The sequence below is a fragment of the Candidatus Accumulibacter sp. ACC012 genome (assembly GCF_907163155.1).
Lineage (GTDB): Bacteria > Pseudomonadota > Gammaproteobacteria > Burkholderiales > Rhodocyclaceae > Accumulibacter > Accumulibacter delftensis.
Genome location: NZ_CAJQUC010000007.1, coordinates 14,308 through 37,832, shown reverse-complemented (window position 1 = coordinate 37,832; position 23,525 = coordinate 14,308). Strand labels below are relative to the sequence as shown.

Annotated in this window: 18 protein-coding genes and 1 pseudogene; 9 read left to right on the top strand and 10 right to left on the bottom strand. The window is 61.8% G+C overall.

The features are described 5' to 3' along the window. Positions 1 to 47: 47 nt before the first annotated feature. The 5 genes from QZ648_RS08885 to QZ648_RS08865 all read right to left on the bottom strand — a co-directional run bounded on the left by QZ648_RS08885 (position 48) and on the right by QZ648_RS08865 (position 5,043). A complete protein-coding gene (locus QZ648_RS08885; protein WP_291996784.1) occupies positions 48 to 1,430 on the bottom strand; it encodes an ATP-binding protein in 1,383 nt (460 codons plus the stop codon). Next, positions 1,430 to 2,089 (bottom strand): response regulator, encoded by a 660-nt coding sequence (locus QZ648_RS08880; RefSeq protein WP_291996783.1) that lies wholly within the window; start codon positions 2,087 to 2,089, stop codon positions 1,430 to 1,432. The genes QZ648_RS08885 and QZ648_RS08880 overlap by 1 nt, the downstream gene beginning before the upstream one ends. Positions 2,090 to 2,125: 36 nt before the next feature. Further along, positions 2,126 to 2,602, bottom strand: coding sequence for a hypothetical protein (locus QZ648_RS08875; protein ID WP_169067288.1), 477 nt, complete (start codon positions 2,600 to 2,602; stop codon positions 2,126 to 2,128). Positions 2,603 to 2,635: 33 nt separating this feature from the next. Then, on the bottom strand, positions 2,636 to 3,442 hold the full coding sequence (locus tag QZ648_RS08870) for a DUF2092 domain-containing protein (protein WP_291996782.1): 807 nt from the start codon (positions 3,440 to 3,442) through the stop codon (positions 2,636 to 2,638). Positions 3,443 to 3,762: 320 nt separating this feature from the next. Next, the gene (locus QZ648_RS08865) at positions 3,763 to 5,043 is read right to left on the bottom strand and encodes a dicarboxylate/amino acid:cation symporter (RefSeq protein WP_291996862.1); all 1,281 of its coding nucleotides are present in this window, start codon (positions 5,041 to 5,043) and stop codon (positions 3,763 to 3,765) included. Positions 5,044 to 5,104: 61 nt separating this feature from the next. Here QZ648_RS08865 and QZ648_RS08860 point away from each other — a divergent pair. Further along, positions 5,105 to 6,267 (top strand): annotated as a pseudogene (locus QZ648_RS08860) (IS3 family transposase); the annotation flags it as partial. A 566-nt stretch (positions 6,268 to 6,833) separates the two neighbouring features. Here the strand turns inward: QZ648_RS08860 and QZ648_RS08855 are convergent. Beyond that, the gene (locus QZ648_RS08855; RefSeq protein ID WP_291995935.1) at positions 6,834 to 8,423 is read right to left on the bottom strand and encodes an IS66 family transposase; all 1,590 of its coding nucleotides are present in this window, start codon (positions 8,421 to 8,423) and stop codon (positions 6,834 to 6,836) included. A 430-nt stretch (positions 8,424 to 8,853) separates the two neighbouring features. Further along, complete coding sequence (locus QZ648_RS08850) at positions 8,854 to 9,261, bottom strand: VOC family protein (RefSeq protein WP_291996781.1); 408 nt, start codon at positions 9,259 to 9,261, stop codon at positions 8,854 to 8,856. Between the two features lie 528 nt (positions 9,262 to 9,789). Between QZ648_RS08850 and QZ648_RS08845 the strand changes: the two genes are divergently transcribed. After that, entirely contained in the window at positions 9,790 to 10,380 is a 591-nt protein-coding gene (locus QZ648_RS08845; RefSeq protein ID WP_291996780.1) for a PEP-CTERM sorting domain-containing protein, read from the top strand. A gap of 172 nt (positions 10,381 to 10,552) precedes the next feature. Here the strand turns inward: QZ648_RS08845 and QZ648_RS08840 are convergent, their stop codons facing one another. After that, positions 10,553 to 10,693 (bottom strand): FAD-linked oxidase C-terminal domain-containing protein, encoded by a 141-nt coding sequence (locus tag QZ648_RS08840; RefSeq protein ID WP_291996861.1) that lies wholly within the window; start codon positions 10,691 to 10,693, stop codon positions 10,553 to 10,555. A 428-nt stretch (positions 10,694 to 11,121) separates the two neighbouring features. Between QZ648_RS08840 and QZ648_RS08835 the strand changes: the two genes are divergently transcribed. The 7 genes from QZ648_RS08835 (at position 11,122) to QZ648_RS08805 (ending at position 20,506) form a co-directional block, all read left to right on the top strand. After that, positions 11,122 to 11,424, top strand: coding sequence for a type II toxin-antitoxin system Phd/YefM family antitoxin (locus QZ648_RS08835; RefSeq protein ID WP_291996779.1), 303 nt, complete (start codon positions 11,122 to 11,124; stop codon positions 11,422 to 11,424). Between the two features lie 15 nt (positions 11,425 to 11,439). Continuing rightward, positions 11,440 to 11,820 (top strand): type II toxin-antitoxin system RelE/ParE family toxin, encoded by a 381-nt coding sequence (locus QZ648_RS08830; RefSeq protein WP_291996778.1) that lies wholly within the window; start codon positions 11,440 to 11,442, stop codon positions 11,818 to 11,820. Between the two features lie 55 nt (positions 11,821 to 11,875). Next, complete coding sequence (locus QZ648_RS08825; RefSeq protein ID WP_291996777.1) at positions 11,876 to 14,137, top strand: N-6 DNA methylase; 2,262 nt, start codon at positions 11,876 to 11,878, stop codon at positions 14,135 to 14,137. After that, on the top strand, positions 14,127 to 15,245 hold the full coding sequence (locus tag QZ648_RS08820; protein ID WP_291996776.1) for a restriction endonuclease subunit S: 1,119 nt from the start codon (positions 14,127 to 14,129) through the stop codon (positions 15,243 to 15,245). The genes QZ648_RS08825 and QZ648_RS08820 overlap by 11 nt, the downstream gene beginning before the upstream one ends. 22 nt (positions 15,246 to 15,267) lie before the next feature. Continuing rightward, the gene (locus tag QZ648_RS08815; protein WP_291996775.1) at positions 15,268 to 18,570 is read left to right on the top strand and encodes an HsdR family type I site-specific deoxyribonuclease; all 3,303 of its coding nucleotides are present in this window, start codon (positions 15,268 to 15,270) and stop codon (positions 18,568 to 18,570) included. 38 nt (positions 18,571 to 18,608) lie between these two features. Next, positions 18,609 to 19,967 carry an AAA family ATPase gene (locus tag QZ648_RS08810; RefSeq protein WP_291996774.1) on the top strand — a complete coding sequence of 453 codons (1,359 nt, stop codon included), beginning with the start codon at positions 18,609 to 18,611 and terminating at the stop codon, positions 19,965 to 19,967. Between the two features lie 137 nt (positions 19,968 to 20,104). After that, complete coding sequence (locus QZ648_RS08805) at positions 20,105 to 20,506, top strand: hypothetical protein (protein WP_291996773.1); 402 nt, start codon at positions 20,105 to 20,107, stop codon at positions 20,504 to 20,506. Positions 20,507 to 20,544: 38 nt separating this feature from the next. Here the strand turns inward: QZ648_RS08805 and QZ648_RS08800 are convergent, their stop codons facing one another. After that, positions 20,545 to 22,227: a bifunctional protein-serine/threonine kinase/phosphatase gene (locus QZ648_RS08800; protein ID WP_291996772.1), complete on the bottom strand. Its 1,683-nt coding sequence runs from the start codon at positions 22,225 to 22,227 to the stop codon at positions 20,545 to 20,547. Between the two features lie 77 nt (positions 22,228 to 22,304). Then, positions 22,305 to 23,516, bottom strand: a complete 1,212-nt coding sequence (locus tag QZ648_RS08795) for a nitrate/nitrite transporter (protein ID WP_291996771.1) — start codon at positions 23,514 to 23,516, stop codon at positions 22,305 to 22,307. Positions 23,517 to 23,525 lie beyond the last annotated feature (9 nt).

The following is a 23,525-nucleotide window of genomic DNA, read 5'->3' as shown; positions in this document are numbered from 1 at the left end:
TCGCTTCCAGTGGCACGTACGATAGAGGGTCACGACTTAAAGCTGACTTAAGACGGTCGGCCAGGAGGTAAGGAGGCAGCGGCGCGAGAGAAGGCGCGAGGGCCAGAGGAAGCTGCGCAGGGCTCGAATTGAACGCGCACGCGCAAGCCGCCAAGCGCGGCCTCGCCGAGCTGCACCGTCGCCCGGTGGCGTTCGGCGATGGTCTTGACGATGGCCAGCCCCAGGCCGCTACCCGCTTCGTCGCTCTGTGCGCGGCGATAGAAGCGGTCGAAGACGCGCTGCCGGTCTTCGGCGGGAATGCCCGGGCCCGAGTCGCTGACTTCGATGAACACGCCGCTCTCGTCTGCACCGCTGGCGACATCGACGCGGCCGCCAGCGGGGGTATAGCGAATGGCGTTGCCGACCAGGTTGGTGATCAGGATGTGCAGCGCCTCTTCGTCGCCGTCAAGCATGTCCTCGCCGCTGCCTGCTGCGGCGCCGAGATCGATATCCTTTGCTTCCGCCAGCGGCAGCTGCGCGGCGATCACCGCCGCCACCAGCTCGCCAAGCCGTAGCGGGCTTGGTATATGCTCTGCCTGGCCGCCGCTGCCCGGTTCCTGGCGGGCCAGGGTCAGCAACTGCTGCACCGAATGCGTCGCGCGTCGCAAGCCGCCTTTCAATTCGCCGAAGGCTTCGGCACGAGCAGCCGCATCCGGTGCCCGTTCAGCGAGTTGCACCTGCAGGCTCAGTGCCGCCAGCGGGGTGCGCAGTTCGTGCGCGGCGTCGGCGGTGAACTCGCGTTGCGCCTGCAATGCGTGCTTGAGCCGGTCGAGCAGCTCGTTCAGCGCCCGCACCAGCGGCACCACTTCGCTAGGCACCCGGTTCTCCGGGAGGGGGTCGAGGGCGACTGCGGTGCGCGTGCTGACCGCTCGCGCGACCGCGTCGAGCGGGCGTAGTCCGCGGCCGACAACCACCCAGATCAGCACCCCGAGAACCGGCAGCATGAGCAGAAACGGGGCGACGGTTCGCAAGGCGGCGGCCAGCGCCAGTTCGTCGCGCGAATGCAACGGTTGCGCGACCTGAATCGTCTGGCCGCGCTGCTGCATGCCGAACACGCGCCACTTGCCGCGGCCGGTATCGATGGTCGCGAAGCCGAGCGGCGTCTTGTCGGGTAGCCCGTCGCGCGGGTGCGAAAGGTAGAGCCGTGTGCCGTCCGGACGCCAGACCTGGATCGAGAAGTCCTGCGCGTCACCGTCGAGCGCGAAGTTGTGCTGTCCACCGCTCCGGAAGACCTGGTCGCGGAAGGACAGGGCCAGCTGGCGCAGTTGGTAGTCGAACATCGCGTTAGCCTCGTCGCGCGCCGTCCGGTAGGTGGCCAGCGCACCGAGCAGCGTGGTCAGCGTAATCACCGACAGCAGCGCCAGCAACAACTGGCGGCGGATCGAGGTCATCAGCCAGGGGGGAGCAGGTAGCCGACACCGCGGATGTTCTTGATCCGTTCAGTGCCGAGCTTGCGCCGCAGGGAGTGGATGTAGACTTCGACGGCGTTGCTTTCGATTTCTTCGCCCCAGCCGTACAAGCGCTCTTCGAGTTTCGTCCGCGACAGTGGCGTTCCCGGCCGTTCAAGCAGCGCCTGGAGGAGGGCAAATTCACGCGCCGAAAGGGCCACCGGCTTGCCGCCCTGGGTCAGCTCGTGGGTCGCCGGATTCATGCGCAAGTCGCCGTGCTCGATCACCGGGCTGGCGCGACCGGCATGGCGGCGCAGCAGCGCCCGCATGCGTGCCGACAGCTCGTCGAGGTCAAAGGGTTTCACCAGGTAATCGTCAGCGCCGCTGTCCAGCCCCCTGATGCGGTCGGCGACAGCGTCGCGGGCGGTAATGATCAGCACCGGAATGTCGTTGCCGGAACGTCGCAGTCTGGCGAGAACGTCCAGGCCGGACCTGCCGGGCAGGCCGAGGTCGAGCAGCAGCAACTCGTAGGGCGTGGTCGTCAGGGCCAGTTCGGCCGCTTGTCCGTCGCGCACCCAGTCGACGCTGCTGCCATCCTGGCGCAGGCCTTGCTGGACACTCTTGCCGATCATCGGGTCGTCTTCGACCAATAACACGCGCATCGTCTGGCGCCGCTGAGCGTCTGCCCGGCAGGACCGTTACGGCGCCAGCACGACTTCGTAATACACGCCGCTCGACCCGAAGTAGGGCTTGTACCAGTTGGGTCCGCTCTGGTAATACTGGGCGCCGTTCACTGTCATGTGTTTGGCGTTGGGCGGGAGTGCTGCGTACTGGCTGCCGATCGGCAGATTGCCCTGGACGACATAAGTCGGCTGCGGGGCTACGTAGACCGGCTGCGGGGCTACGTAAACCGGTTGCGACGCGCTGGCAATTGCTGCACCTGCCATCGCTCCCACGGCCAGGCCGGCCACCGCACCCGCGGCTGCGCCGCATCCGTAGCAACCGCCATGGTAGTAGCCGCCACCATGGTAGTAGCCGCCGGGGTGGCCAGCGGCAACGAAGCCTCGTCCGCCCCAGCCTCGGCCAGCAGCGACCCAGGCATTGGCATCGGCAAGGGGAACCAGTACGCTCGCGGTCACCGCGACGCCGAGAATGAGTGTTTTCGTTAGTTTCATCGCATTGCTCCTTGTGTTCCTTCCTGGTGTCACTTATTTGGACTGCGCAAGGCCGATTCGCTTGAACTCGAGCTTGACGGCGTCTTTCGGAATGCTGACCTCGAAGCTCTGTGCCGGCAGCGGCGCATTGAGCTTCCAGTCCGAGAACTCGACGGTGAAGGTTGGTTGCCGCTCACCACTGCGGTAGGAGGCGACCGCCAGGCGCGGCAGCTTGTCCTGTGCGCCGATCCATAGCTCCCAGTCGATGCCGGGGGCGGTAAACGCGAGGTGATCGGTCTTGACTCCGGCGATCGTCGATTGCCCTACCACAAAGGCACTCGAGAGGTCCTTTGTGAGGCGGGCATAGGGATCGGAAACCAGGAGGTCAACGAAGGGTGCCAAGGTGTCCGCGCCCGGGTGTTCTTGCTGCACGACTTCGTCGACGGTGCTGCCGCTGGCTTCTTGCTGCGCGTAGAATTTCCTGGCCGGTCCGATGGCCGTCACCGTCTTGCCGTTGTAGTAGAGGTCGTTGGGCAGGAGGTCGCCGCGCGACTCGACGAACAGGCGATCCGGTCGTTGCAGCAGCACCCGTGAAGCTGCGAAGAGGCTGATGTACTGCCCGGTCGGCGACTCCAGTGGCAGCAGGCTGCGCGCCTTGAACTGGAGCGTCCGCGCTGCGGCCAGGGTGTCACTCATGTCTTTCAGCAGCTTGAGGGCTCGCTGATCCTTGATCTCCTTTGCGGACGTGGCCGGTGGCTCTGTTTTATCATCGGCCAGGGCCGTGCCACTGGCTCCGAGAAGCAGCGTGGCGGCCAGAAAAGTGCCGCCGACAAGTTGCACCATCACGTTTCGTTCCATCATTTCCTCTCCTCTTATCGCTTCGCAAATACGTTCAGAATGACTGTTTGCGCATGCCCACGCTGCGCAGTGTAACGAATGCTTGATCACCATGGGTGAGTCGCGTGACGGCGGCAGGCGCGGTCAGCCAGCTGGGCGCGAACGCCGCTGCCTGGCACGGCGTCAAGCAGGCGCTTGTTGCTTCCGTGAAGGCTCCGGAAAGGCCAACGACCACGCTCCGCCCGAGCGGGCGCGTGGTCGTCGGGAGTCACTCCGCCGGTGCTGGGCAATGGCGGTGGTGGTGTCCCGGCCTTAGGCGATTTCTTAAGCCGGGACAGGCCTTGCTATTTGTGGTCGTGCGTGTTGCGGACCATCTGCGCCATTTCGCGTTCTACTTCTTCGTCGAGGTGTACATCGTCAGTGTCGAAGGCACCAGCGTCGGGGTCGTTATAAATGTCCAGGTCCAGCTGGCCTTCGCTCTTCGCGACGATTACCGATACCACGGCGTCACCCGAGACATTGACGGCGGTCCGGATCATGTCCAGCAAGCGGTCGACACCGAGAATCAAGCCGATTCCCTCGATCGGCAAACCAACCTGTGCGAAAACCATCGACAGCATGATCAGTCCGACCCCCGGTACGCCGGCGGTACCAATGGAAGCCAGGACCGACATCAGGATGACGGTCAGATAACCGCCAAAGCCGAGATCGACGCCGTAGACGTTGGCGATGAATACCGTTGCCACCCCCTGCATGATCGCCGTGCCGTCCATATTGATGGTGGCGCCGAACGGAACCGTAAAGGAGGCCACCGAGTTCTTGACCCCAAGGCGTTCAGTAACCGTTCGCAGCGTCACCGGGATGGTGGCGTTGGAGCTCGAGGTGCTGAAAGCAAATACCTGCACATTGCGCATTTTCTTCAGGAAGGTCATCGAGCTCAGCCCGGAGAAAATCTTGAGTATCACTTGCAGGGTCACGAACAGATGGAACAGCAGGACGGAAATCAGCACGGCAACATAGCCCATCAGTTTGACAAGCAAATCCAGTCCCAGGCTGCCGATCGCTTTGGCAAGCAAACAGAAGACCGCGTAAGGTGCCAGTGCCATGATGATGGTGACCATTTTCATCATCACTTCGTTGAGCAATTCGACAAACTCGACGACGGGCTGCGCCTTCTTGCCGACCATCAACATACCTACACCGCAGAGGATGGCAAAGAAAATGATCGCCAGCATCTCACCGGTGGCCATGGCACTGACTGGATTGGAAGGGACGATATTGATCAGCACTTCGGACAGCGGTGGCGAATCCTTGCCGGTGAATACTGTTTCCGTGACGGCGTTCATGCCTTCGCCGATGCCCAGTCCGGCAGCAAGCAGGATCCCTGTGGCGATGGCGATCGCGGTGGTAAAGATGTACAGAACGAAAGCCTTGGTCCCGATACGCCCCAGCAGTCTGATGTCGCCGATACCGCAGACGCCACAAATCAGAGAAAAAAGCACCAGCGGAACCACCATCATCTTCAGCGCGTTGACAAAGAGTTTTCCAACCACGAGAAACAAGCCATCGACCAGGTACTCGTTGACGAAGGAGCCCGCTGGACTAAGGCCGCCCAGGTTGATTATAGTGGTCCCTGGAAATCAGACAGTGGTTTAAGCTGTGCTCGGTCATAGGGAGCAAGAAGCGATGAGTGAAGTAGCGACGCGGAAGGTACATACGCCGGAGTTCAAGGCCAAGGTTGGTCTGGAAGCTGTACGTGGGGTCAAGACGATCAACGAGATTGGGCGGGAGTACGGCGTGCATCCTGTCCAGGTTGGGCAATGGAAGAAGGCCATCCAGGAGAATGCCAAGACGCTGTTTGAAGGTAAGCGCGGCCCCAAGCCAGCGGCGGCGCACCGTGAGCCAGAGCTGTTGTACAGCGAGATCGGCAAGTTGAAGATGGAACTCGACTGGCTCAAAAAAAAGTCTGGGATCAGCCTGCCGTGATACGGCATGGGTGGATCGACCCAGGCGAGCCCGTCGCCGTGGTGCAGCAATGCGCTCTGGCAGGGTTATGCCGAGCCACGGTCTATGCGCAGCGCCGGCCGCCGGTGGTCGATGCCAGCGATCTCGTCCACAGTCGGCTGATCGACGAGGAGTACACGCGGCACCCGTTTTACGGCACCCGCCGGATGGTGATTTTTCTTGCGCAAGCGGGGCACACGGTCAATCGCAAGCGGGTACGACGCCTGATGCGACTGATGGGGCTGTCGGGCATGGCGCCGGGGCCGAACACTAGCCGTCCGCGCCCTGAGCACCCGGTCTATCCGTATCTACTGCGTGGCGTTGCTGTGGTCAGACCCAATCAGGTGTGGAGCACGGACATTACCTACATCCGGCTGGCGCACGGCTTCGCCTACCTGGTCGCAGTGATCGACTGGTACAGCCGCAAGGTGCTCAGCTGGCGGATCAGCAACAGCATGGAAGCGGTGTTCTGTGTCGACTGCCTGGAGGAGGCCCTGCGTAGCCACGGCACGCCAGAAATCTTCAACAGCGATCAGGGCGCGCAGTTCACCAGTGAAGCCTTCACGGGAGTGCTGAAGCGGGAAGGCGTGGTCATCAGCATGGATGGGCGGGGGCGCGTGTTCGACAACATCTTCGTCGAACGGCTCTGGCGCAGCGTCAAGTACGAGGACGTGTACCTGAAGGGATATGCCACCATGGGCGAATTGATGGTCGGCCTCGCCGAGTACTTTGCCTTCTATAACGGCGAGCGTCCGCACCAGTCGCTGGGCAACACGGCACCCGCGGTCGTCTATCGCAATGGCATAGGTGGCGGAGCGTTGATCCTCGACAAGTTTGGCCGCGCGGGTGGGGAATCGCCTGTTCCGCTACGCTCCACAGGCGATTCCCCACCCGCAGAAGCAAAGTCAACGACAGCATCAAAAGCAGAGTCAAAGGCAACACCGGGGCAGCGCCGTCCAGCTGCTAGCGAAGTCAAATGCACAACTTAAAATGAATCGATATTTGTCTTGACTCAGGGGACCACTTTAGATCACCAGGCCAACCACTATGCCTAGTGCCATTCCCAGCAATACTTTGACTGTCAAGTTCATGACCACCTCCTAATGTGGATGAAGCTGTCTTTTTGGAGTCGCGATGAGCATCCATCGCGTTTCAGCTGCGCATACGTTTTCCCTTGCAGCTGCACGGGTTACCCTCGTTTTTCTCCTTGTGCCAGGGAGCCGATGCTCTGGTTCATGGCCAAGCTGGGGTCTTTCCGGAGGACAAATTACCACTAACGGTCAAGACTTGTCGAGATACCCCCGATCATGAAAGTCATGACCGTTTTCCCCTCTTCCCCAACCCTTCTCCCACGAGGGGAGAAGGGAGCTTCGTGAGTCGCAGACGCGACTTTCACATTAATTGTAATCGTTCACGCCCCCCATGCCGCGGTCGGGATGGTAGGAAGCGCGGGAAGCTGTAACCCTTTGCGAGCGGCAGCAATGACGGTGCCGAGGTACTGCCAGGCGGAGGCACCGCGGCGGCGACAGGTCTCGATGACGCTGGCCAGGAGAGCAAAGGCGCGGGATCCTTCTTCGGAACGGGTGCCGTGACTGATGCGGCGTGAAATGACCCAGTGTCGCAACGCCTGTTCGGCGGCGTTGTTGGAGAGCGGCAGCAGGGGCTCCGCGAGCGGTCGCAGGATGACTTTCCAGTCATAGAGGAACTCGCGCACAACACTGCGCAGGGCCGGATGTTCATCCGTCTGATGCCGCTCGCACAGGTGCCTTAGCCGTTTGACCTCGGCGGCGTAGCGCTCAGGCAGCGCTTGCGGCGGCGGATCGAGCCGCGCCGCGTAGATGGCCGCCATCAGCGCTGTCAGGATAGCTTCCATCTCCTGCCCAACCCGGGACACCCGGCCATCGCTCGATTCGGCCAGCCCCCGCAGCTTGCGCATCAGGTGCGGCCAGCAGCGCAGGCGGTTTTCCCAGTTTCTGTAGACCCCGTAACCATCGCTGATGAGAATGCCGGTATAGCCGTCTTGCAGGGCGTTCTCAAGCATCTCCCGGGTGCGTGGGCCGATGAGGTACAGCACCGTAGAGGTGCTGACCAGTGCCCACAACCACAGCAGCACGCCGGATTCCGGCCACGACGTTTCATCGATGTGCAACTGCGCCACCTGCACGACGTCGGCCACCAGCGCGTCCTCCAGTGGGAAGCTGGCACGGCCCGCCTCCCGGATCGTCTCATCGATCACGCCGGTGCTCAGCGTCAGGTCGAAGACTTCCCGCAGGAGCTCGCGAATGCTCGCTCGTGACAGACGCATCCGCAGCGCGAGCAGAACGATCACGCCGGCCAGACGAGGACCCACCAAGCGCCATTCGCCCAGCTCAACCTTTTCCCACTGGGCGTCGGGCGGCGCCCGCCAAGGCATGGCACGGCTGACGTGCCCGCAAGCGCAGCGCACTTCAAGCAGCGTGTGACGCGTCACGCTGAACATCAGCCCGATGCTGCCCTCGACTGGCGGCGCGATGTCGATCTCGTCCCAGGCCGTGTAAGCCTGCGACTCGGCATCCTCCGCCAGGGCTTCACCACAAGCCGCGCAGTTCTCGGGTCGGTGCACGCAACGGTCAGTAACCGCCAGTTTTTGCGTGCGACCATGGCCCGGACTACCCGTTTGTTTGCCCGGTCGCTTCCCCGAGCCCTTTCCGGACGATGGGCCCTTGGTTACCGGCGGCACAGTCTCTTGTGCCGGCGCCGGGCCCTCTGCCGTGGCGCCAGCACCATCGGCAGCGCCAGCCTGGGCTGGCGCGCCTTTCTCCACGCCTGGGGCGCGCGCCTTCTCCCACGGGGCCTTTGTGCTCGGCGGCCGCGAGCTGTTGCCCGGGTTTTGATTCAGCTGATCCTGCAACGCCTTGACGTCGTGCAGCAGTCGCTTCGATACTTCCAGCAATAGCTCCGCCGGCAGCTTCTTCAGCCACTCGTCGTCCATCTGGAAGAGATCATGCTTGCTCAGGCGCATCCCGTCGCGGCTATCGTGTCGTCGTCATGGTCATGAATTATGCCGCAAAACATGGTGTTGGCGGCGTTTCTTAAGGGGAAGTGAACGGTTACCATTAATTGGTGATCGGTGTGCAATGGGTTTGCGGCCGGCATCGCGCCCCCTTATCGCGGCAAGGCATTATCCACATCACAAGGGAGCCTTGCAGGCGAGCGTAAGCTTCGGCGTTTGGGCGCCGGGGAAGCGAAGGATTGTGCAGTGCCAATTGCGTCACTCGCGACCGCCTTGAGCAGGACACTCTCCGCTAGCCGGGAATGTCGGGCCGGCAGCGCGCGCCCTCTGGAGCGCGAGCCAATCCCCCTGCTGTTGATCGACGCTGCCGGTCAGCGTTAAACCAGCCCGCGCGGCGTCGCCAAAATGAAGCCGACGAAGCAGGAGGTACCCACGCCGATCAGGCCAGGACATTGACCATCCACGGGACACCAAAGCGGTCGGTGAGCATCCCGAACGCTGGTGACCAGAAAGTTTTGGCAAGCGGCATGATCACCTGCCCGCCGTCGGCCAGGGCGGTGAAATACTGTTCTGCTTCGCCAACGTCGGTCGCCGCAATCGACAGCGAAAAGCCCTGAAAAGCAGGCGATCCGGAGCACCGCCCGTCCGATGCCATGAGCAGCGTGTCGCCGACGCGGAACTCCGCGTGCATCACTTTTTCGTCGTTTTGCGGGGAATCACAGCCGGGTGGCGGCTCCGGGCTGTCTTTGTAGCGCATCAGCATCTGCACTTCCGCGTCAAGCGCTTGTTTGTAGAACTCGATCGCTTCCTCGCAACGGCCCTCGAACATCAGGTAGGTCTGGATCATCGTTGTTCCTCCGTGTGGTGGTCAAGAAAAGCGTTGTAATGTGAAAGTTGCGCAAGCGACTCACGAACCTCCTTTCTCCCCTCGTGGGAGAAAGGCCGGGAAAGAGGGGGAAACGGTCATGACTTTCATCATCTGGGGTACCTCGACAGGTCATGACCGTTAGCTCGCGTCTTCCACAATCCTGGCGCTTCGCTGGCCTGATGTAAAGCGCTGCGCCGGTGGTGCGGCCGAGAACACTGGAAAAGCCTCCTGGCGAAGGCCACGTCGTAGCGCAGTCGGTCGCGCTGCAAATCTTCCGCCAGTCCGTTGGGCGCAACGCCGAGTTCGGTGCCGGACTCGGCGTTGTCGGAAATATTTACACCCGTGCCCTTCAGGCCAAGAAAGGAAACGCGATGGAAGCTCTTAAGGCATGATTTAATACGCGCAGATATAGTATGGCACAGGTTTTGCTTGGTTGTACGCATGGCCGCATTACCTCGGCCGAAATACCCCCCCCGACGAATAGCCTGTCAATGTAGGAGCCACAACATGAAAAAGACCCTTGCCATTCTTGCCACCACCCTCAGCATACTACCCGTCGTCGCCCACGCTTTTCCCATTGCCAGCACCGGCGAGGGCCTCAACGTCCTGGTCGGCGGCACCGACCCGATCATTGCCAAGTACGAAGGCAACTCGGCGGCATACAGCAACGACCTCTACCTGATGCTCAATGGCTCGGGCACGCCTGGCGACGATGGCGACCTGAGCAACGACTTGTTCATCTTCAATAACCATTCGTCGCCTGTCGGCAGCACGGTAACTCTCGGGTCGTTTGCGATCGGCACCGAATTGATCTTCCGTCTGCATGTCAATAACACCGGTTATGACTTTTTCACCGGTCCGGCCAGCCGCAACCCCGACGGTCATGAGCACGCGCGGGTCGAGGAAAACTGGGCCGCCGACACGACGCTGGTGAGCTTTGAAGACCTGTATGGCGGCGCTTTCGTCTACAACGACCTCAGCTTCTCTTTCACCAATACCGTGACGACGCCGCCTGAGCCAGGCGTACCCGAACCGGGCTCGTTGGCGCTGCTCGGCCTCGGCCTCGTCGGCCTGCGCGCGCTACGCCGCAGGGCTTGATCAAGCGCTTCGCGAAGTCGGTTGCACCCGCACGGCGGCGCCGAGCCGCCGTTTTTCTATTGCGCGGCGAGAGCGCGATGGACATTGGCGGCGGGCACTGACGAGCGACGGATTTGTTGGCCCCGCCGATCCGTAGGGTGCCAATTGCCCGCTGCCCGCCGTGGCGGTTCGCTCAGAGCATCTTGCCCGGTTTCATCAGGCACTGCGGATCGAGCGTTCGCTTGATCGCCCGCATCACCTCGATCTCGACCGGACTCGTGCAGCGCTGCAGTTCGTCACGCTGCCACCGACCGCTGCCGTGCTCGGCGTTGATGTTGCCGCCGAGTTCGTGCCCCCGTTCATAAACGATGCGCTGGAGCGCGCCTTGCGCGGCAATGAAGGCGGCGTTCTCGTCGGCCGTCGATGGCGACTCAACGCGTCAGCAACATCAACAGGATCAAATTAAGCAACAGCGAAACGCTGGCGACGATCCGCCAGGTGAGTAGCGGGTTGCGCATCGCCAGTGGCGTGGCCGGTGGCCGGTCGAGCGGGCGGTTGGCGCCGCGTTCGAATGCCAGCAGGCATTTTCCGGCGCTGTCGAAGCGCTGACGGGATCCCGCGCGACCGCCTTTTCGGAGGGCAGTTCTTGGCCCGGCATCGGCACCTGCAAGCTTCGCCAGCGCCGGTAAGTATTATTCTCTGCGCGAAAAGTGACGCGTATGATGGCTTCGATTCTGTACATCTTTCAGCACGGAGGCGGACATGCCATTTTCGGTCAGCGATGTGATCTCTCTCTCCCAGGCGCGCGCCACGCTTTCCGAGCTGGCCGAGCAGGTCAAAGCCGGCGCGGAGAAAATCGTCACCAAGAACGGCGAGAGCTATATCGCCATCATCGACGCCGAGCGACTTGATTACTATCATCAACTGGAGCGCGAGCACATCCACCTGCTGTTGATCGACGATGCCGGCAAGGGACTCGACGATGTGGCAGCTGCTCGGGTGCAGGATGCCCGTACTTCCCTGCAGGCGATGAAGCGCCGTCGTGCGGCGTCGTCTGGCGTCTGAGCGGCCGCGGCGACAGTGCCGGTCGGCGTCAGCTTCACCGCCAACTTCGAGCGCAATCTCGAAGCGATCGAGCGTTTCTTGCTTGCTGCGGAGGCGCCGCAGGTGTTCGACACGCTGCTCGATCAGCTCATGGATACCGTCATCCCGAATCTGGAGCGTTTCCCCGACATCGGGCGGCTCTTTCTGGATCGGCCGGCGCGCTCGGTCGAGGTACGTAACGGGCTCGATGCCTTGCAGCGCAATCTGACAGCGATCGGCGAAGGCGGTGTGCTTTGCGAGTACGTTCTGCCGGACTTCCTCCTGCTCTACGCGCGTTTCGATGCGACCATCTACCTGTTGTCGATCCGTCACCATCGACAGCTCTCATTTGACTTCGAATCGCTATGGCAAAGCTGACCGTTGCCCGGTCAGGGCGACATGGCGACAAGCTTCCGGGATAGACAAAAAGCCAGTGCAAGACTACGAGGAACTCAAGCAGCTCGAGGACGATCTGTGGGAGGCGGCCGACCAGCTGCGCGCCAACTCCCGGCTGACGGCCAGCGAATACGCCATGCCCGTGCTCGGGTTGATCTTTCTGCGCCATGCAACGACGCGCTTCAACGCGCTGCTGCCGACGGTCGAGCAGGGCATTCCCGCCCGCGCCAGCGGGGCCCTGCGTGAAGAGCGCGTCCGACTGGGTTTTCAAGGCAAGGCGGCGATCTACCTGCCCGAGACGGCGCGCTACGACTACCTCGCTGCGCTGCCTGCCAGTACCAACGTCGGTGAGGCGCTTCGCGACGCAATGATGGCCATCGAGGACTCGGTCACCGACCAGAACGGCAACAAGCTGCTGGCCGGCGCGCTGCCCAAGGATTACCTCGGACTCGAACGCGATCTGCTGGCCGAACTGCTCAAGATTTTCAACAGCCCCCTGCTGGCCAGCGCCAGGGGCGATGTGTTTGGCCGCATCTACGAGTACTTCCTGAACCAGTTCGCGCAGAGTGGTGCGCAGGAAGGCGGCGAGTTCTTCACGCCGCCCAGCCTGGTGCGCATGATCGTGAACGTCATCGAACCCGACCACGGCACGGTTCTCGACCCGGCCTGCGGTTCGGCGGGAATGTTCGTGCAGACCGGCCACTTCATCGAGGATGCGCGTCACCGCAGCATGCAGGAGGTCGATATCACCTTCTACGGGCAAGAGAAAGCGGACCTCAACAGCAAGCTGGCGCGCATGAACCTCGCGGTGCACGGGCTGGAAGGCAATATCCGCATCGGCAACACTTTCTACGAAGACCATCACCAGTTGCTCGGCAAGTGCGACTTCGTCATGGCCAATCCGCCGTTCAACGTCGACGGCGTGCAGGTGGCGAGGATCAAGAGCCAGGTCGGTGAGCAGCAGACCGGCCGCCTGCCTTTCGGCCTGCCGGGGACGACCACCAAGAGCCGAAAAAAGGAAGCGGGCGAGACCATCTCCAACGCCAACAGCCTCTGGATTCAGTATTTCTACAGCTACCTCAATGCCAGCGGCCGTGCCGGCTTCGTCATGGCGTCGAGCGCTTCCGACGCCGGCAACAAGGACAGGGAGATTCGCCAGAAACTCGTCGAATCCGGCCACGTCGACGTGATGATCTCGATCGGCAGCAAGTTCTTCTACACCCGCAGCCTGCCATGCACCTTGTGGTTCTTCGACCGCGGCAAGCCCGCCGACCTGCTCGACAGCGTGCTGATGATCGACGCACGCAACGTCTACACCGTGGTCTCGGCGCGTTCGCATGTATTCACCGACGAGCAACTGGCCAACCTGAGCGCTATCACCTGGCTCTACCGTGGCGAGAACGAGAAGTTCGTCGAGCTGCTGGGGCGCTATCAGCGGGAAGTCGGCGACTGGCTATCGACGATGCGAGAGCGTTTTGCAGCGGACAGCGGCCAAGTCAGCGCTCTGGCCGTCGCGCTGGCTGATTTCGCGAAGGTGACAGCCGATGCCGCGGCGGTCGCGGCGGTGCGCGAAAAACTGGGCGACGAACACTGCTTGACTGACGACTTGCTGGCAGGCTTCCGCGACGAGCTGGCGGCGCTCGAAGCCCAGGCCGACGCCTGGCAGGCCGCATTGCAGGCGGCACTCGATGCCGCCGACACGCTGCTGCCCGACATCCAGAGTTGTCCGCCGGACAGCAGCTTCGCCACCCGCAAGGCGCTGCAAGCCAGGCTCGAAGCCGTCAATCCGCAAGTGAAAGCGGCGCTCGCCGCCCTCGAAGCCCGCCACAAGGCCTGGCTCAAGTTGCTGGAGAGCGCCGAGAAGCAGCTACGTGCCCGCCAGTGGCCGCGTTTCGCCGGCGAAACAGCGCGCGAAGCGAGGAAATCCTTGCTGCCACGCGACGCCAAGAAACGCGAGAAACCCAGCGTGCGCGATCTCGCCGTGGAGGCCTGCAAACGCGCCAGCTACTTCATCGCCCACGGGCATTGGCTGCTCGGCCGCTTTCCGAACGGCTGGTACGACGACGTGCCGGGTTTGTGCAAGGCGGTGACGCAGGCGGAAATTGCCGCCAACGACTGGTCGCTGACGCCGGGGCGGTATGTCGGAGTTGCGGTGGGCGCCGCGGAGGATGATGACGGTGCGGCGTTTCTTGCGCGGATGAAGGAGATCCATGGCGAGCTGGCGGAGCTGAACGAGACGGCCAAGGATCTGGCCGACCGAATTCAGCGTACCTTTTCCGAGGTGTGCGATGTGGTCTGAGGTCCCGCTGGATCAACTTGGCTACGTGTCGCGGGGTAGGTCGCGGCACCGGCCCCGCAATGACCCGGTACTCTACGGTGGGGTACATCCGTTTATCCAGACGGGAGACGTGAAGGCCGCAGGGCTTCGGATCACTACACATTCTCAAACTTACGGCGAGGCTGGGTTGGCGCAGAGCCGCCTCTGGCCTGAGAATACGCTATGCATAACCATAGCTGCCAATATTGGCGATACAGCATTGTTGAGCTATCCGGCATGCTTCCCGGACAGCATAATCGGCTTCGTAGGAGACGAGCGCAAGTGCGATGTCCGCTTCGTCAAGTACTGCTTCGACATGGTCCAAGAGCGGATGCGCATGGTTTCCCAAGGCGCAACACAAGACAACCTGAGCCAGGACAAGTTGCTTCGTTTTGGTATTCCTTGCCCACCGGTCGAAACACAAACAGCAATCGGCGATATGTTATCCGCCTATGATGATCTGATCGAAACGAATCGCCGCCGCATCGCTTTGCTCGAAGAATCGGCGCGGCTGCTGTACCGCGAGTGGTTCGTAAACCTTCGATTTCCCGGTTGTTCCAACATGTCGTCGTCGGCAGATGTTCCCCATGGCTGGAAAAGGTGCTCCCTCGGCGACCTGGCCACGCTGCACTATGGAAAGGCACTCAAGGATGCGAATCGGATTGCTGGCCACGTGCTGGTGTATGGGTCGAGCGGTGTCGTCGGAGAACACAACAGAGCGCTTGTCGATGGCCCGGCCATCATCGTTGGGCGCAAGGGTAATGTTGGCAGCGTCTACTATTCGCACGGCCCGTGTTTCCCGATCGATACCGTTTACTTTGTCCGTGGTAATGAAGTCAGTTATTTCCTGTATTTGTTACTGGAAACGATGGACTTCATCAGCAGCGATTCGGCAGTTCCAGGTCTGAATCGAAGCCATGCTTACCGGCTGTCGGTCACTTGCCCGAGCAAGGGGGCCCTGTATAGGTTTGAGAAGGTCGTAGCTCCAATCTTCGAGCAAATCCATGTCCTGCAAGAGACCAACAAGAAAACCGCTACCGCGCGCGACGAACTGCTACCCAAACTGATGTCCGGCGCCATCCGGGTCTGACACCCCAGACAGAGAGCCCCCCATGCCCCGCGCCGACTACTCCGAAGACAACAACGTTCAGGAACCCGCCGCCCGGCTGTTTGCCGAGAACCTGGGCTGGCGCTCGGTCTATGCCTTCAACGCGGAAACTTTCGGTGCCGATTCGCTGCTCGGGCGCAAGGACGCGACCGAAGTCGTGCTCTTGCGCGAGCTGGACAAGGCGCTGGCGAAGCTGAACCCGAGGCTGGCGGCGACGCGCCAGGGGCGTGACCAGCTCGCTGTCGCCCGCGAACGCCTGCTCGACGCCGATCCGACCAAGACCCTGCTGCAGCACAACGAAGCCAAGTGGCGAATGATCCGCGATGGCGTCACGCTGAAGTCGCCGACGGGCAATGCCGCCGAAGACGCGCATGTTCGGGTGATCGACTTCGCGGCGCCGGAGCTCAACGACTTCCTGGTGGTGCGCGAGCTGTGGGTGCACAGCGGCCCGTTCCGGCGGCGCTGCGATCTGGTCGGTTTTGTCAATGGTCTGCCGCTGGTGTTCATCGAGCTGAAGCGCCACGACAAGGGCCTGCAGGCGGCCTTCGACGACAACTATAGCGACTACCGGGACACCATTCCGCTGCTCTTCCACTACAACGCGCTGGTGATCGTCTCGAACGGCCTCGACGCGCGCTTCGGGTCGCTCAGCAGCAGCTGGGACCACTTCTGCCGCTGGAAACGGCTCAACGAGGATGATCCGGACACGGCGCCGCAGCATGACGAAGCGCCGCTGACGCCGATCCTGCCCGTTCTGCTGCGCGGCACCTGCAGCCAGGGCGCGCTGCTCGACATCGTCGAGAACTTCACGCTTTTCGACAGCAGCGAGGAGCGCACGCTGAAAGTCGTGGCGCGCAATCACCAGTACATTGGCGTGAACAAGGCGATTGCCCGGCTGCAGGCGGGCGATAGCGACGTGCTCGCCGGCAAGCTGGGCGTCTTCTGGCACACCCAGGGCAGCGGCAAGAGCTATTCGATGGTCTTCTTCTGCCAGAAAGTGCACCGCAAGGTTTCGGCCGGCTACACCTTCGTTTTGCTCACCGACCGCAAGGAACTCGACGAGCAGCTCTACCGTACTTTCGTCGGCTGCGGGGTGTCGACCAACAAGGGCGACAAGGCGATGGGCGCCGAGGGACTCGAACGCCTGCTGCGCGACGAGAACCGCCGCTATGTGTTCAGCCTGATCCACAAGTTCCGCAAGCCGGTGACGAGCCCGTGGAACCAGCGCAGCGACATCATCGTCGTCTCCGACGAGGCGCATCGCACGCAGTACGGACGCCTGGCGCTGAACATGCGCATGGCACTGGCCGGCGCCCGCTTCATCGGCTTCACCGGCACGCCGCTGATCGACGGTCCGGAGCGCAGCGTCACCGAGCAGGTGTTCGGTCCCTATGTGTCGGTTTATGATTTCCAGCGCGCGGTGGCCGATGGCGCGACCTTGCCGCTGTACTACGAGAACCGCGGCGAGAAGCTGCGCCTGGTGGACGCCAGCTTGAACCAGCGCATCGCGGAACGCATCGATGCCGCACGCGCGGACGGCGAACTGAGCGAGAAGCAGGAGGAAAAGCTCTACCGGGAACTGGCGCGCGAGTATCCCGTATTCACCTCCGAGACGCACTTGAACGACGTGGCGACAGACTTCGTCGAGCATTACCACCAACGCTGGCGTCTGCTGGAGCCGCCGACTCCGCCTGGTCATGCCCCCAGGTATGGCGGCAATGCCAAGGCGCTGCTGGTGTGTATCGACAAGATCACCTGCGTCCGCATGACTGAGCGCGTCAAGCTCCGGTGGCAGGAGAAGTTGCAGGCGCTGCGCGGCAAACTGCAGGAAGAGGAGGCGCTCTTTGCCAGGGTCGGCAAGCCGGAGACAGCCTACGTCGAGCGCTTGCGTCAGCAGCTGACGTGGATGGCCGAAACGCAGATTCACGCCGTGTTTAGTGGTGAGCAGAACGAGGTCAAAGACTTCGCCGCCGAGGGCATCGACGTTCGTCCGTATCGCGAGGTGATCGCCAAAGGCATCGGCGGCAGGGAGGTCGACGAGTGCTTCAAGGACGCCCGCCACCCGTTCCGCGTGGCCGTGGTCTGCGCCATGTGGCTTACCGGCTTCGACGTCAAATCGCTGGCCACGCTGTATCTGGACAAACCGATGAAGGGGCACACGCTGATGCAGGCCATTGCGCGCGTCAACCGCGTGACGCCACACAAGAAGAACGGCCTGATCATCGACTACAACGGCATGCTCAAGAGCTTGCGCAAGGCCCTGGCGACTTTCGCGCAAGCTGACCAGGATGCCGCTGCCGATCCGCTGCTGGATGAAGAGCAGGCCTTGGCCGAATACGCAACAGCCATCGGCAGGGTAGAGGCGTATCTCGCGAGCGTCGGCTTTGACCTGAGCTTATTGATCGGAGCCGAAAAGGGCGAGGAAAGCTGGCAGGCCTTGCTGGATGCGCAGAACGCCGTTTGCCGTTCAGCCGAGAACAAGAAGACCTTCCAGGTCCTGGCCGAGGACGTGGCCGACCGCTTTCGCGGCTTGTTTCCGAACCCGGGCTTGTTCAAATACGAGCCCCAAGAGAGAGCCATTTCGGCAATCTACAATCTCCTGCAGAAATCGAAATCCGCTGCTGACATCACCGCGATCATGCAGGAGATTCGCGGCTTGATCGACAGCGCGCTGGAGCTTGCCCCGCGGGACGGGTTCAAGCAGCCGCCGAACAAGCAGTACGACCTGTCGGGTATCGACTTTGAACGCCTGCGCGCGGAGTTCGCCAGGTCGCCCTACAAGAACACCACCGTCCTGACGCTGCAGGAGAGGATTCAGGCGCGGCTTGAGCAGATGCTCGCCCGGAACCCGACCCGTATTGACCTCTACCGACGCTATCGGGAGATCATCGACGCATTCAACCGCGACAAGGATGCCGCCCAAATCGAGCGGGTCTTCGCAGACTTGCTGAGGGTCCACGATTCGCTTGATGTGGAGGAGCGACGCTATGTGCATGAAGGCTTTGAGAGCGAGCGCGAGCTGGCCGTGTATGACCTGCTGTGCAAGGACAAGGCGAGTCTCAAAAGCAGCGACATCAAGCGCATCAAGCAGTTGGCCAGCGAACTGCTTGCTACTGTCGAGCAACGGCGCCGTGAAATGGGCAACTTGCGCGACCGCGCCTCGGCGCAGGCGCAGATGAAGGCGGCGATCATTGACCGGCTGCTCGCCGGCATGCCGGACGATTTTACGAGCGACGACATCGAGCTGCGTGCCGAGGTAATCTTCCAGTACGTGCAGCAACAGATGCACTCGGCGAGGGTGCACTGACGCCGGCCGGGACGCTGAATACTTTCAGGAGTTAAGAAATGACCGTAAAAGGAACTGTTTCGCCAAGTAAGTCGGGCCGGCGGGGTGTCAATAAGGCGCAAAAAGAGACGCTGACCGCAATTTCGGTTGTTGGCTACAAATCGCTGACCGACAGGCAGCGCATGGAGATTCGCCCATTAACGGTTCTGGCTGGCGCCAATAGCGGTGGAAAGTCCAGCATCATGCAGCCCATATTGCTCCTCAAGCAGACTATAGATTCCCCCTACGATTCTGGTAGTCTCCTGCTGGGTGGGCCAAATGTACGCCTGACTTCCGCAACCCAGTTGTTGTCAAAAATATCGAGTTCGAGTTTGGGTGCCGTTGACGAATTTTCCATCGACTTCGAGATCGGCAAGAAGAAAATTGGACTCTGCTTTCGACAGGTTCCGCGCAGGGGTCTGGAGATATTCAGTAACTCTATTTCGGATGAACAATCCGACATCGTTCTGACGTTGGAAAATGAATTTCCAGGGGATATCCAGAAAATTCTGTCTGACTACGGATTGCCCGAAAAAATATTTCAGAATGCAGAATCGAAGGTTGTTCGTGACCGATGTTTTCTCGCAGTCGCACTGGTGACGTCGCACGGTGAGTTTAAACTCCCATCTTTGCACGGTGGAGAAAGGCTTGCGTCATTGGTCGCAAAGCTGATACATGTTCCTGGCTTGCGTGGAAACCCGGAACGCAACTACAAGACGACCGCGGTTGGCGATTCGTTCCCAGGGACGTTCGAAAACTATGTGGCCAGCGTGATCCAAGATTGGCAGACCAGCAGAGACGGTCGGATGTCACGTTTGAACAAGCAATTGGAAAACCTCGGGCTGACATGGAAGGTCATGGCCGAGCAAAAGGATGAGACGCAAGTTGAATTGAAGGTGGGACGCTTGCCGCACGGACAGCGAGGAGGGGCGCACGATCTAGTAAGCATTGCCGATGTCGGTTTCGGCGTTTCTCAAGCCTTGCCTGTTCTGGTTGCCTTGCTCGCGGCTGAACCGGGGCAGTTGGTTTATGTGGAGCAACCCGAAATCCACTTGCATCCGAGTGCGCAACGCGCTTTGGCCACTGTTCTGTCGGAGGCCGCCAGAAGAGGGGTGATCGTTATTGTAGAAACCCACAGTGCGCTGCTTCTTCGTGGCATTCAAACCTTGGTGGCGAAGGATGAACTGCCCCAGGAGTTGGTGAAATTACACTGGTTCCAACGCGACAAATCCGGAAAGACTTCAATTGTGAGTTCTGACCTTGATGAATCCGGTGCATTTGGGGACTGGCCAGAGGATTTCGACGAAGTCGAACTGGATGCCGACAACGAGTATCTTTCCGCAGCGGAGGAAAAACTATTTCGGAACGCCAAATTATGAAAGGGGGTCGGACAAGCCGCCTGGTCATTGATGCGTCCATTGCGCGTGCCTCGGGTGGTATCGAGGCCGTCCATCCGACAGCAACAGCCGTGCGTGATTTCCTTCAGAAGGTGTTGATAATATGTCACAGAGCCGTAATGACGCCGGCCATACGGCTGGAGTGGGAGAAGCACGAGTCTGCTTTTGCAAGAAAATGGCGACGATCGATGGTTGCCCGGAAAAAAGTGATCGTTATTTCCCCGCAAGAGATGTCCGAAGTAAGGGCGGCTATTAAGGATGGGCCTGCGTCGAAGAATGACAAGTCCGCCATGATCAAGGACCTGCTCTTGGTCGAGGCGGCAATTGCCACAGACGAGCGAGTCATAGCACTGGACGACAAGGTCAAGACGTTATTCGCGGTAGAGTCAGCGAGGATCGCGGGGCTGAGAGGCATTGTGTGGATAAATCCGGTCACGAATCCAGCGGGAGCAATGGCTCTGCTCCAAGGGGACGAACGCGAACGGCAATGGACCTTGGCGGAAATGAGCAAACAGGAGTGACTCGGCTACGGTTAACGGCATATCCGCGCGCGCACAGGTCAGCGCGTCAGCAACATCAACAGGATCAGATTAAGCAGCAGCGAAACACCAGCGACGATCCGCCAGGTAAGCAGCGGGTTGCGCATCGCCAGTGGCGTGGCGGGTGGCCGGTCGAGCGGTCGGTTGGCGCCGCGCTCGAGTGCCAGCAGGAATTCTTCGGCAGTCTCGAAGCGTTGGCCGGGGTCTTTGGCGACCGCCTTGAGCAGCAGGTTCTCCAGCCAGCCGGGAATATCGGGCCGGTAGCGCGTCGGCGCCACCGGCTCGCCGAGTTTCGGATGCTGGAAAGGTTCGATTTCGCCGTAGGGATATTTGCGGGTCAGCAGGTGGTAGAGCGTGACGCCGGCCGCATAGAGGTCGTGGGTCGGGCCGGCGCGCTCGCCGGCGAGCAGTTCGGGTGCCATGTAGCTGGGAGTGCCGGGGCTGCCGGTCGCTTGATCGTCCTCGGAGAGGCTGAGGGCGACACCGAGGTCGAGGATGCGCAGGCGACCGTCGCGACCGATGTGGATGTTGTCGGGCTTGATGTCGCGGTGGGCGACGTCGAGGCGGTGCAGCGCCGAGAGGCCTTTCATCAGGCGCACGCCGTGCTGGACGGCGTCGGCGACGGTGAAATGCAGACCGGAATCGAGCATTCGCTGCAGGGTCGCGCCTTCGTGCCAGGTCTGCAGGTAGTAGAGGCAGCTGCGGCCTTCGGCGGGTAGCAGTTGCGCGAAGAACGGCGAGGTGATGCGCCGGCCGCGCCACTCTTCCATGATCAGCGCGCGAATCTCGTCGCTGTCGTCGGCCCGTTCCGGGCGCAGCGTCTTGAGTACCAGTTGCTGGCTTGAGCAGAGATCGGTGACGCGGTAGAGCAGGGTGCTGCGCGAGTCGTGCAGCACTTCGTTGATCTGCAAGCCGTCGATTTCCTGGCCTGGCTTGAACTGTGGCGGCAGCGGCAGGCGCGCGCTTCCCTCGAGCGAGTCGCGCAGCTTCTCTGCCGGCAGCTCTTCGATGCGGGCGACGACGGCGCTGGCGTTGTCCTGGCCGCCGGCAGCCAGCGCCAGGCTGGTCAGCGACGCTGCCGCCTGCTGCGCATCGGGATGGGCGAGCAGTGCCGAGCGGATACGACCGTCACCGATGGCTGCCCAGACGCCGTCGCTGCAGAGCAGGAAACAATCGCCGACTTTCAGCTCGCCGTCCGCAAAGTCGAGCTGGAAGTGGCGGTCGAGGCCGACCGCGCGCGAGAGCACGTTCTTGAGTTCGGGATGTTCCCAGAGATGGTCGCTGGTGAGGCGCGTGCATACTCCGTCGCGCAGCAGGTAAAGGCGGGAATCGCCGACGTGGGCGCTGATGTAGCGGCGGCCGCGCAGGACCAGGGTGGTCAGCGTCGTGGCCATGCCGGTGAGCTCCGGTTGCCGGCCCGCTTCGGCCATCACCCAGCGGTTGAGTGCGACGACGACCTTCTCAAGCGCGTGCGGCACGCTCCAGGTATCGGGGGTCGCGTAGTAGTCGGAAAGCAGGCCGCGCACGGTGTACTCGGCGGCTTCGCGGCCACCCTGGTGGCCGCCGACGCCGTCCGCGACGGCAGCGATCAGGCCCTTGTTGTCGAGCTCGGCGCCATGCGGCGTGACCATGCCGCAGAAGTCCTCGTTGCGCTCGCGCGGTCCGGTGAGCGAGGAGTGACCGATATCGACTCTAAGCGGCATGCAGTCTCCGCAAACGAAAATGGGGCGTAAGGTCGCAATGTACCTTGCCGCCCCGGTTGTTCAAAGGAAACGCCCGTTCAGATCTTGGCCGCGGTCAGGTGCGCCGCGCCCCAGGTGGTGCGCCAGCGGTTCTTGACGGCGCTCAGTCCGGCCAGAGCCAGCAATGCCAGCGCGGCGAAAATCAGGAAGCCGATCTGATAGCTGCCGGTGAGCTGCTTGGCGAAGCCGAGCGACGAAGCCAGGTAGAAGCCACCGACGCCGCCGGCCATGCCGACCAGCCCGGTCATGACGCCGATTTCCTTGCGGAAGCGCTGCGGTACCAACTGGAAGACTGCGCCGTTGCCCATGCCCAGTGCCAGCATCGCGCCGACGAAGGCGAGCAGTGCCATCCATGCTTCCGGCAGGCCAATACTGACGATGGCCAGGAAAATCGCCGCGAAGACGTACATCACCGACAGGCTCTTGATGCCGCCGATGCGGTCGGCGACATTGCCGCCGATCGGTCGGACCAGCGAACCAGCGAAGACGCAGGCGGCGGTGAAGAAGCCGGCAGTCTTGGCGTCGAGGCCGTACTGGATGTTGAAGTAAATGGTCAGTGAGGAAGCGAGGCCGACGAAGCCGCCGAAAGTCACCGAGTAGAAAAACATGAACCACCAGGCGTCGCTGTCCTTGAGCACTTTCAGGTACTCGGCCAGCGATTTTGGCGGTGGGCACTCCGGCGCATCCTTGGCGGCGATCATGTAATAGATGAAGACCAGCAGCAGCGGCATCAGCGCCAGGCCGAAGACGTTGGTCCAGCCGTAGGCGATTGCCAGGCTGGGTGCGATCAGCGCTGCCAGCGCGGTACCCGAGTTGCCGGCACCGGCAATGCCCAGGGCCGTTCCCTGATGCTCCGGTGGATACCAGCGCGAGGCCAGCGGCAGCGCGACCGCGAAAGAGGCGCCGGCGACGCCGAGGAAGACACCGAGGATCAGGGTCTGCTCGTAGCTATGGACGCCGAAATACCAGGCAAAAAACAGCGAGACCATCACCGTCACCTGGCCAATGGCACCGGCCAGTTTCGGCTTCAGATGGTCGACCATCAGGCCCATGACGATGCGCAGCAGCGCGCCGGCCAACACTGGTGTGGCGACCATCATTCCCTTCTGGGCATGGGTCAGGTGGAGATCGCTGGCGATCTGCACGCCCAGCGGGCCGAGCATCACCCAGACCATGAAGGCCATGTCGAAGTAGAGAAACGAGGCGATGAGGGTTGGCCGGTGGCCGGCCTTCCAGAACGAGTTATCCATGGTCGTAGT

Coding starts and splice junctions, on each gene's coding strand:
- QZ648_RS08885 (WP_291996784.1), bottom strand. CDS start 1,430: ATGACCTCGATCCGCCGCCAGTTGTTGCTGGCGCTGCTGTCGGTGATT.
- QZ648_RS08880 (WP_291996783.1), bottom strand. CDS start 2,089: ATGCGCGTGTTATTGGTCGAAGACGACCCGATGATCGGCAAGAGTGTC.
- QZ648_RS08875 (WP_169067288.1), bottom strand. CDS start 2,602: ATGAAACTAACGAAAACACTCATTCTCGGCGTCGCGGTGACCGCGAGC.
- QZ648_RS08870 (WP_291996782.1), bottom strand. CDS start 3,442: ATGATGGAACGAAACGTGATGGTGCAACTTGTCGGCGGCACTTTTCTG.
- QZ648_RS08855 (WP_291995935.1), bottom strand. CDS start 8,423: ATGCGCCTGAGCAAGCATGATCTCTTCCAGATGGACGACGAGTGGCTG.
- QZ648_RS08850 (WP_291996781.1), bottom strand. CDS start 9,261: ATGATCCAGACCTACCTGATGTTCGAGGGCCGTTGCGAGGAAGCGATC.
- QZ648_RS08845 (WP_291996780.1), top strand. CDS start 9,790: ATGAAAAAGACCCTTGCCATTCTTGCCACCACCCTCAGCATACTACCC.
- QZ648_RS08835 (WP_291996779.1), top strand. CDS start 11,122: ATGCCATTTTCGGTCAGCGATGTGATCTCTCTCTCCCAGGCGCGCGCC.
- QZ648_RS08820 (WP_291996776.1), top strand. CDS start 14,127: ATGTGGTCTGAGGTCCCGCTGGATCAACTTGGCTACGTGTCGCGGGGT.
- QZ648_RS08815 (WP_291996775.1), top strand. CDS start 15,268: ATGCCCCGCGCCGACTACTCCGAAGACAACAACGTTCAGGAACCCGCC.
- QZ648_RS08810 (WP_291996774.1), top strand. CDS start 18,609: ATGACCGTAAAAGGAACTGTTTCGCCAAGTAAGTCGGGCCGGCGGGGT.
- QZ648_RS08805 (WP_291996773.1), top strand. CDS start 20,105: ATGACGCCGGCCATACGGCTGGAGTGGGAGAAGCACGAGTCTGCTTTT.
- QZ648_RS08800 (WP_291996772.1), bottom strand. CDS start 22,227: ATGCCGCTTAGAGTCGATATCGGTCACTCCTCGCTCACCGGACCGCGC.
- QZ648_RS08795 (WP_291996771.1), bottom strand. CDS start 23,516: ATGGATAACTCGTTCTGGAAGGCCGGCCACCGGCCAACCCTCATCGCC.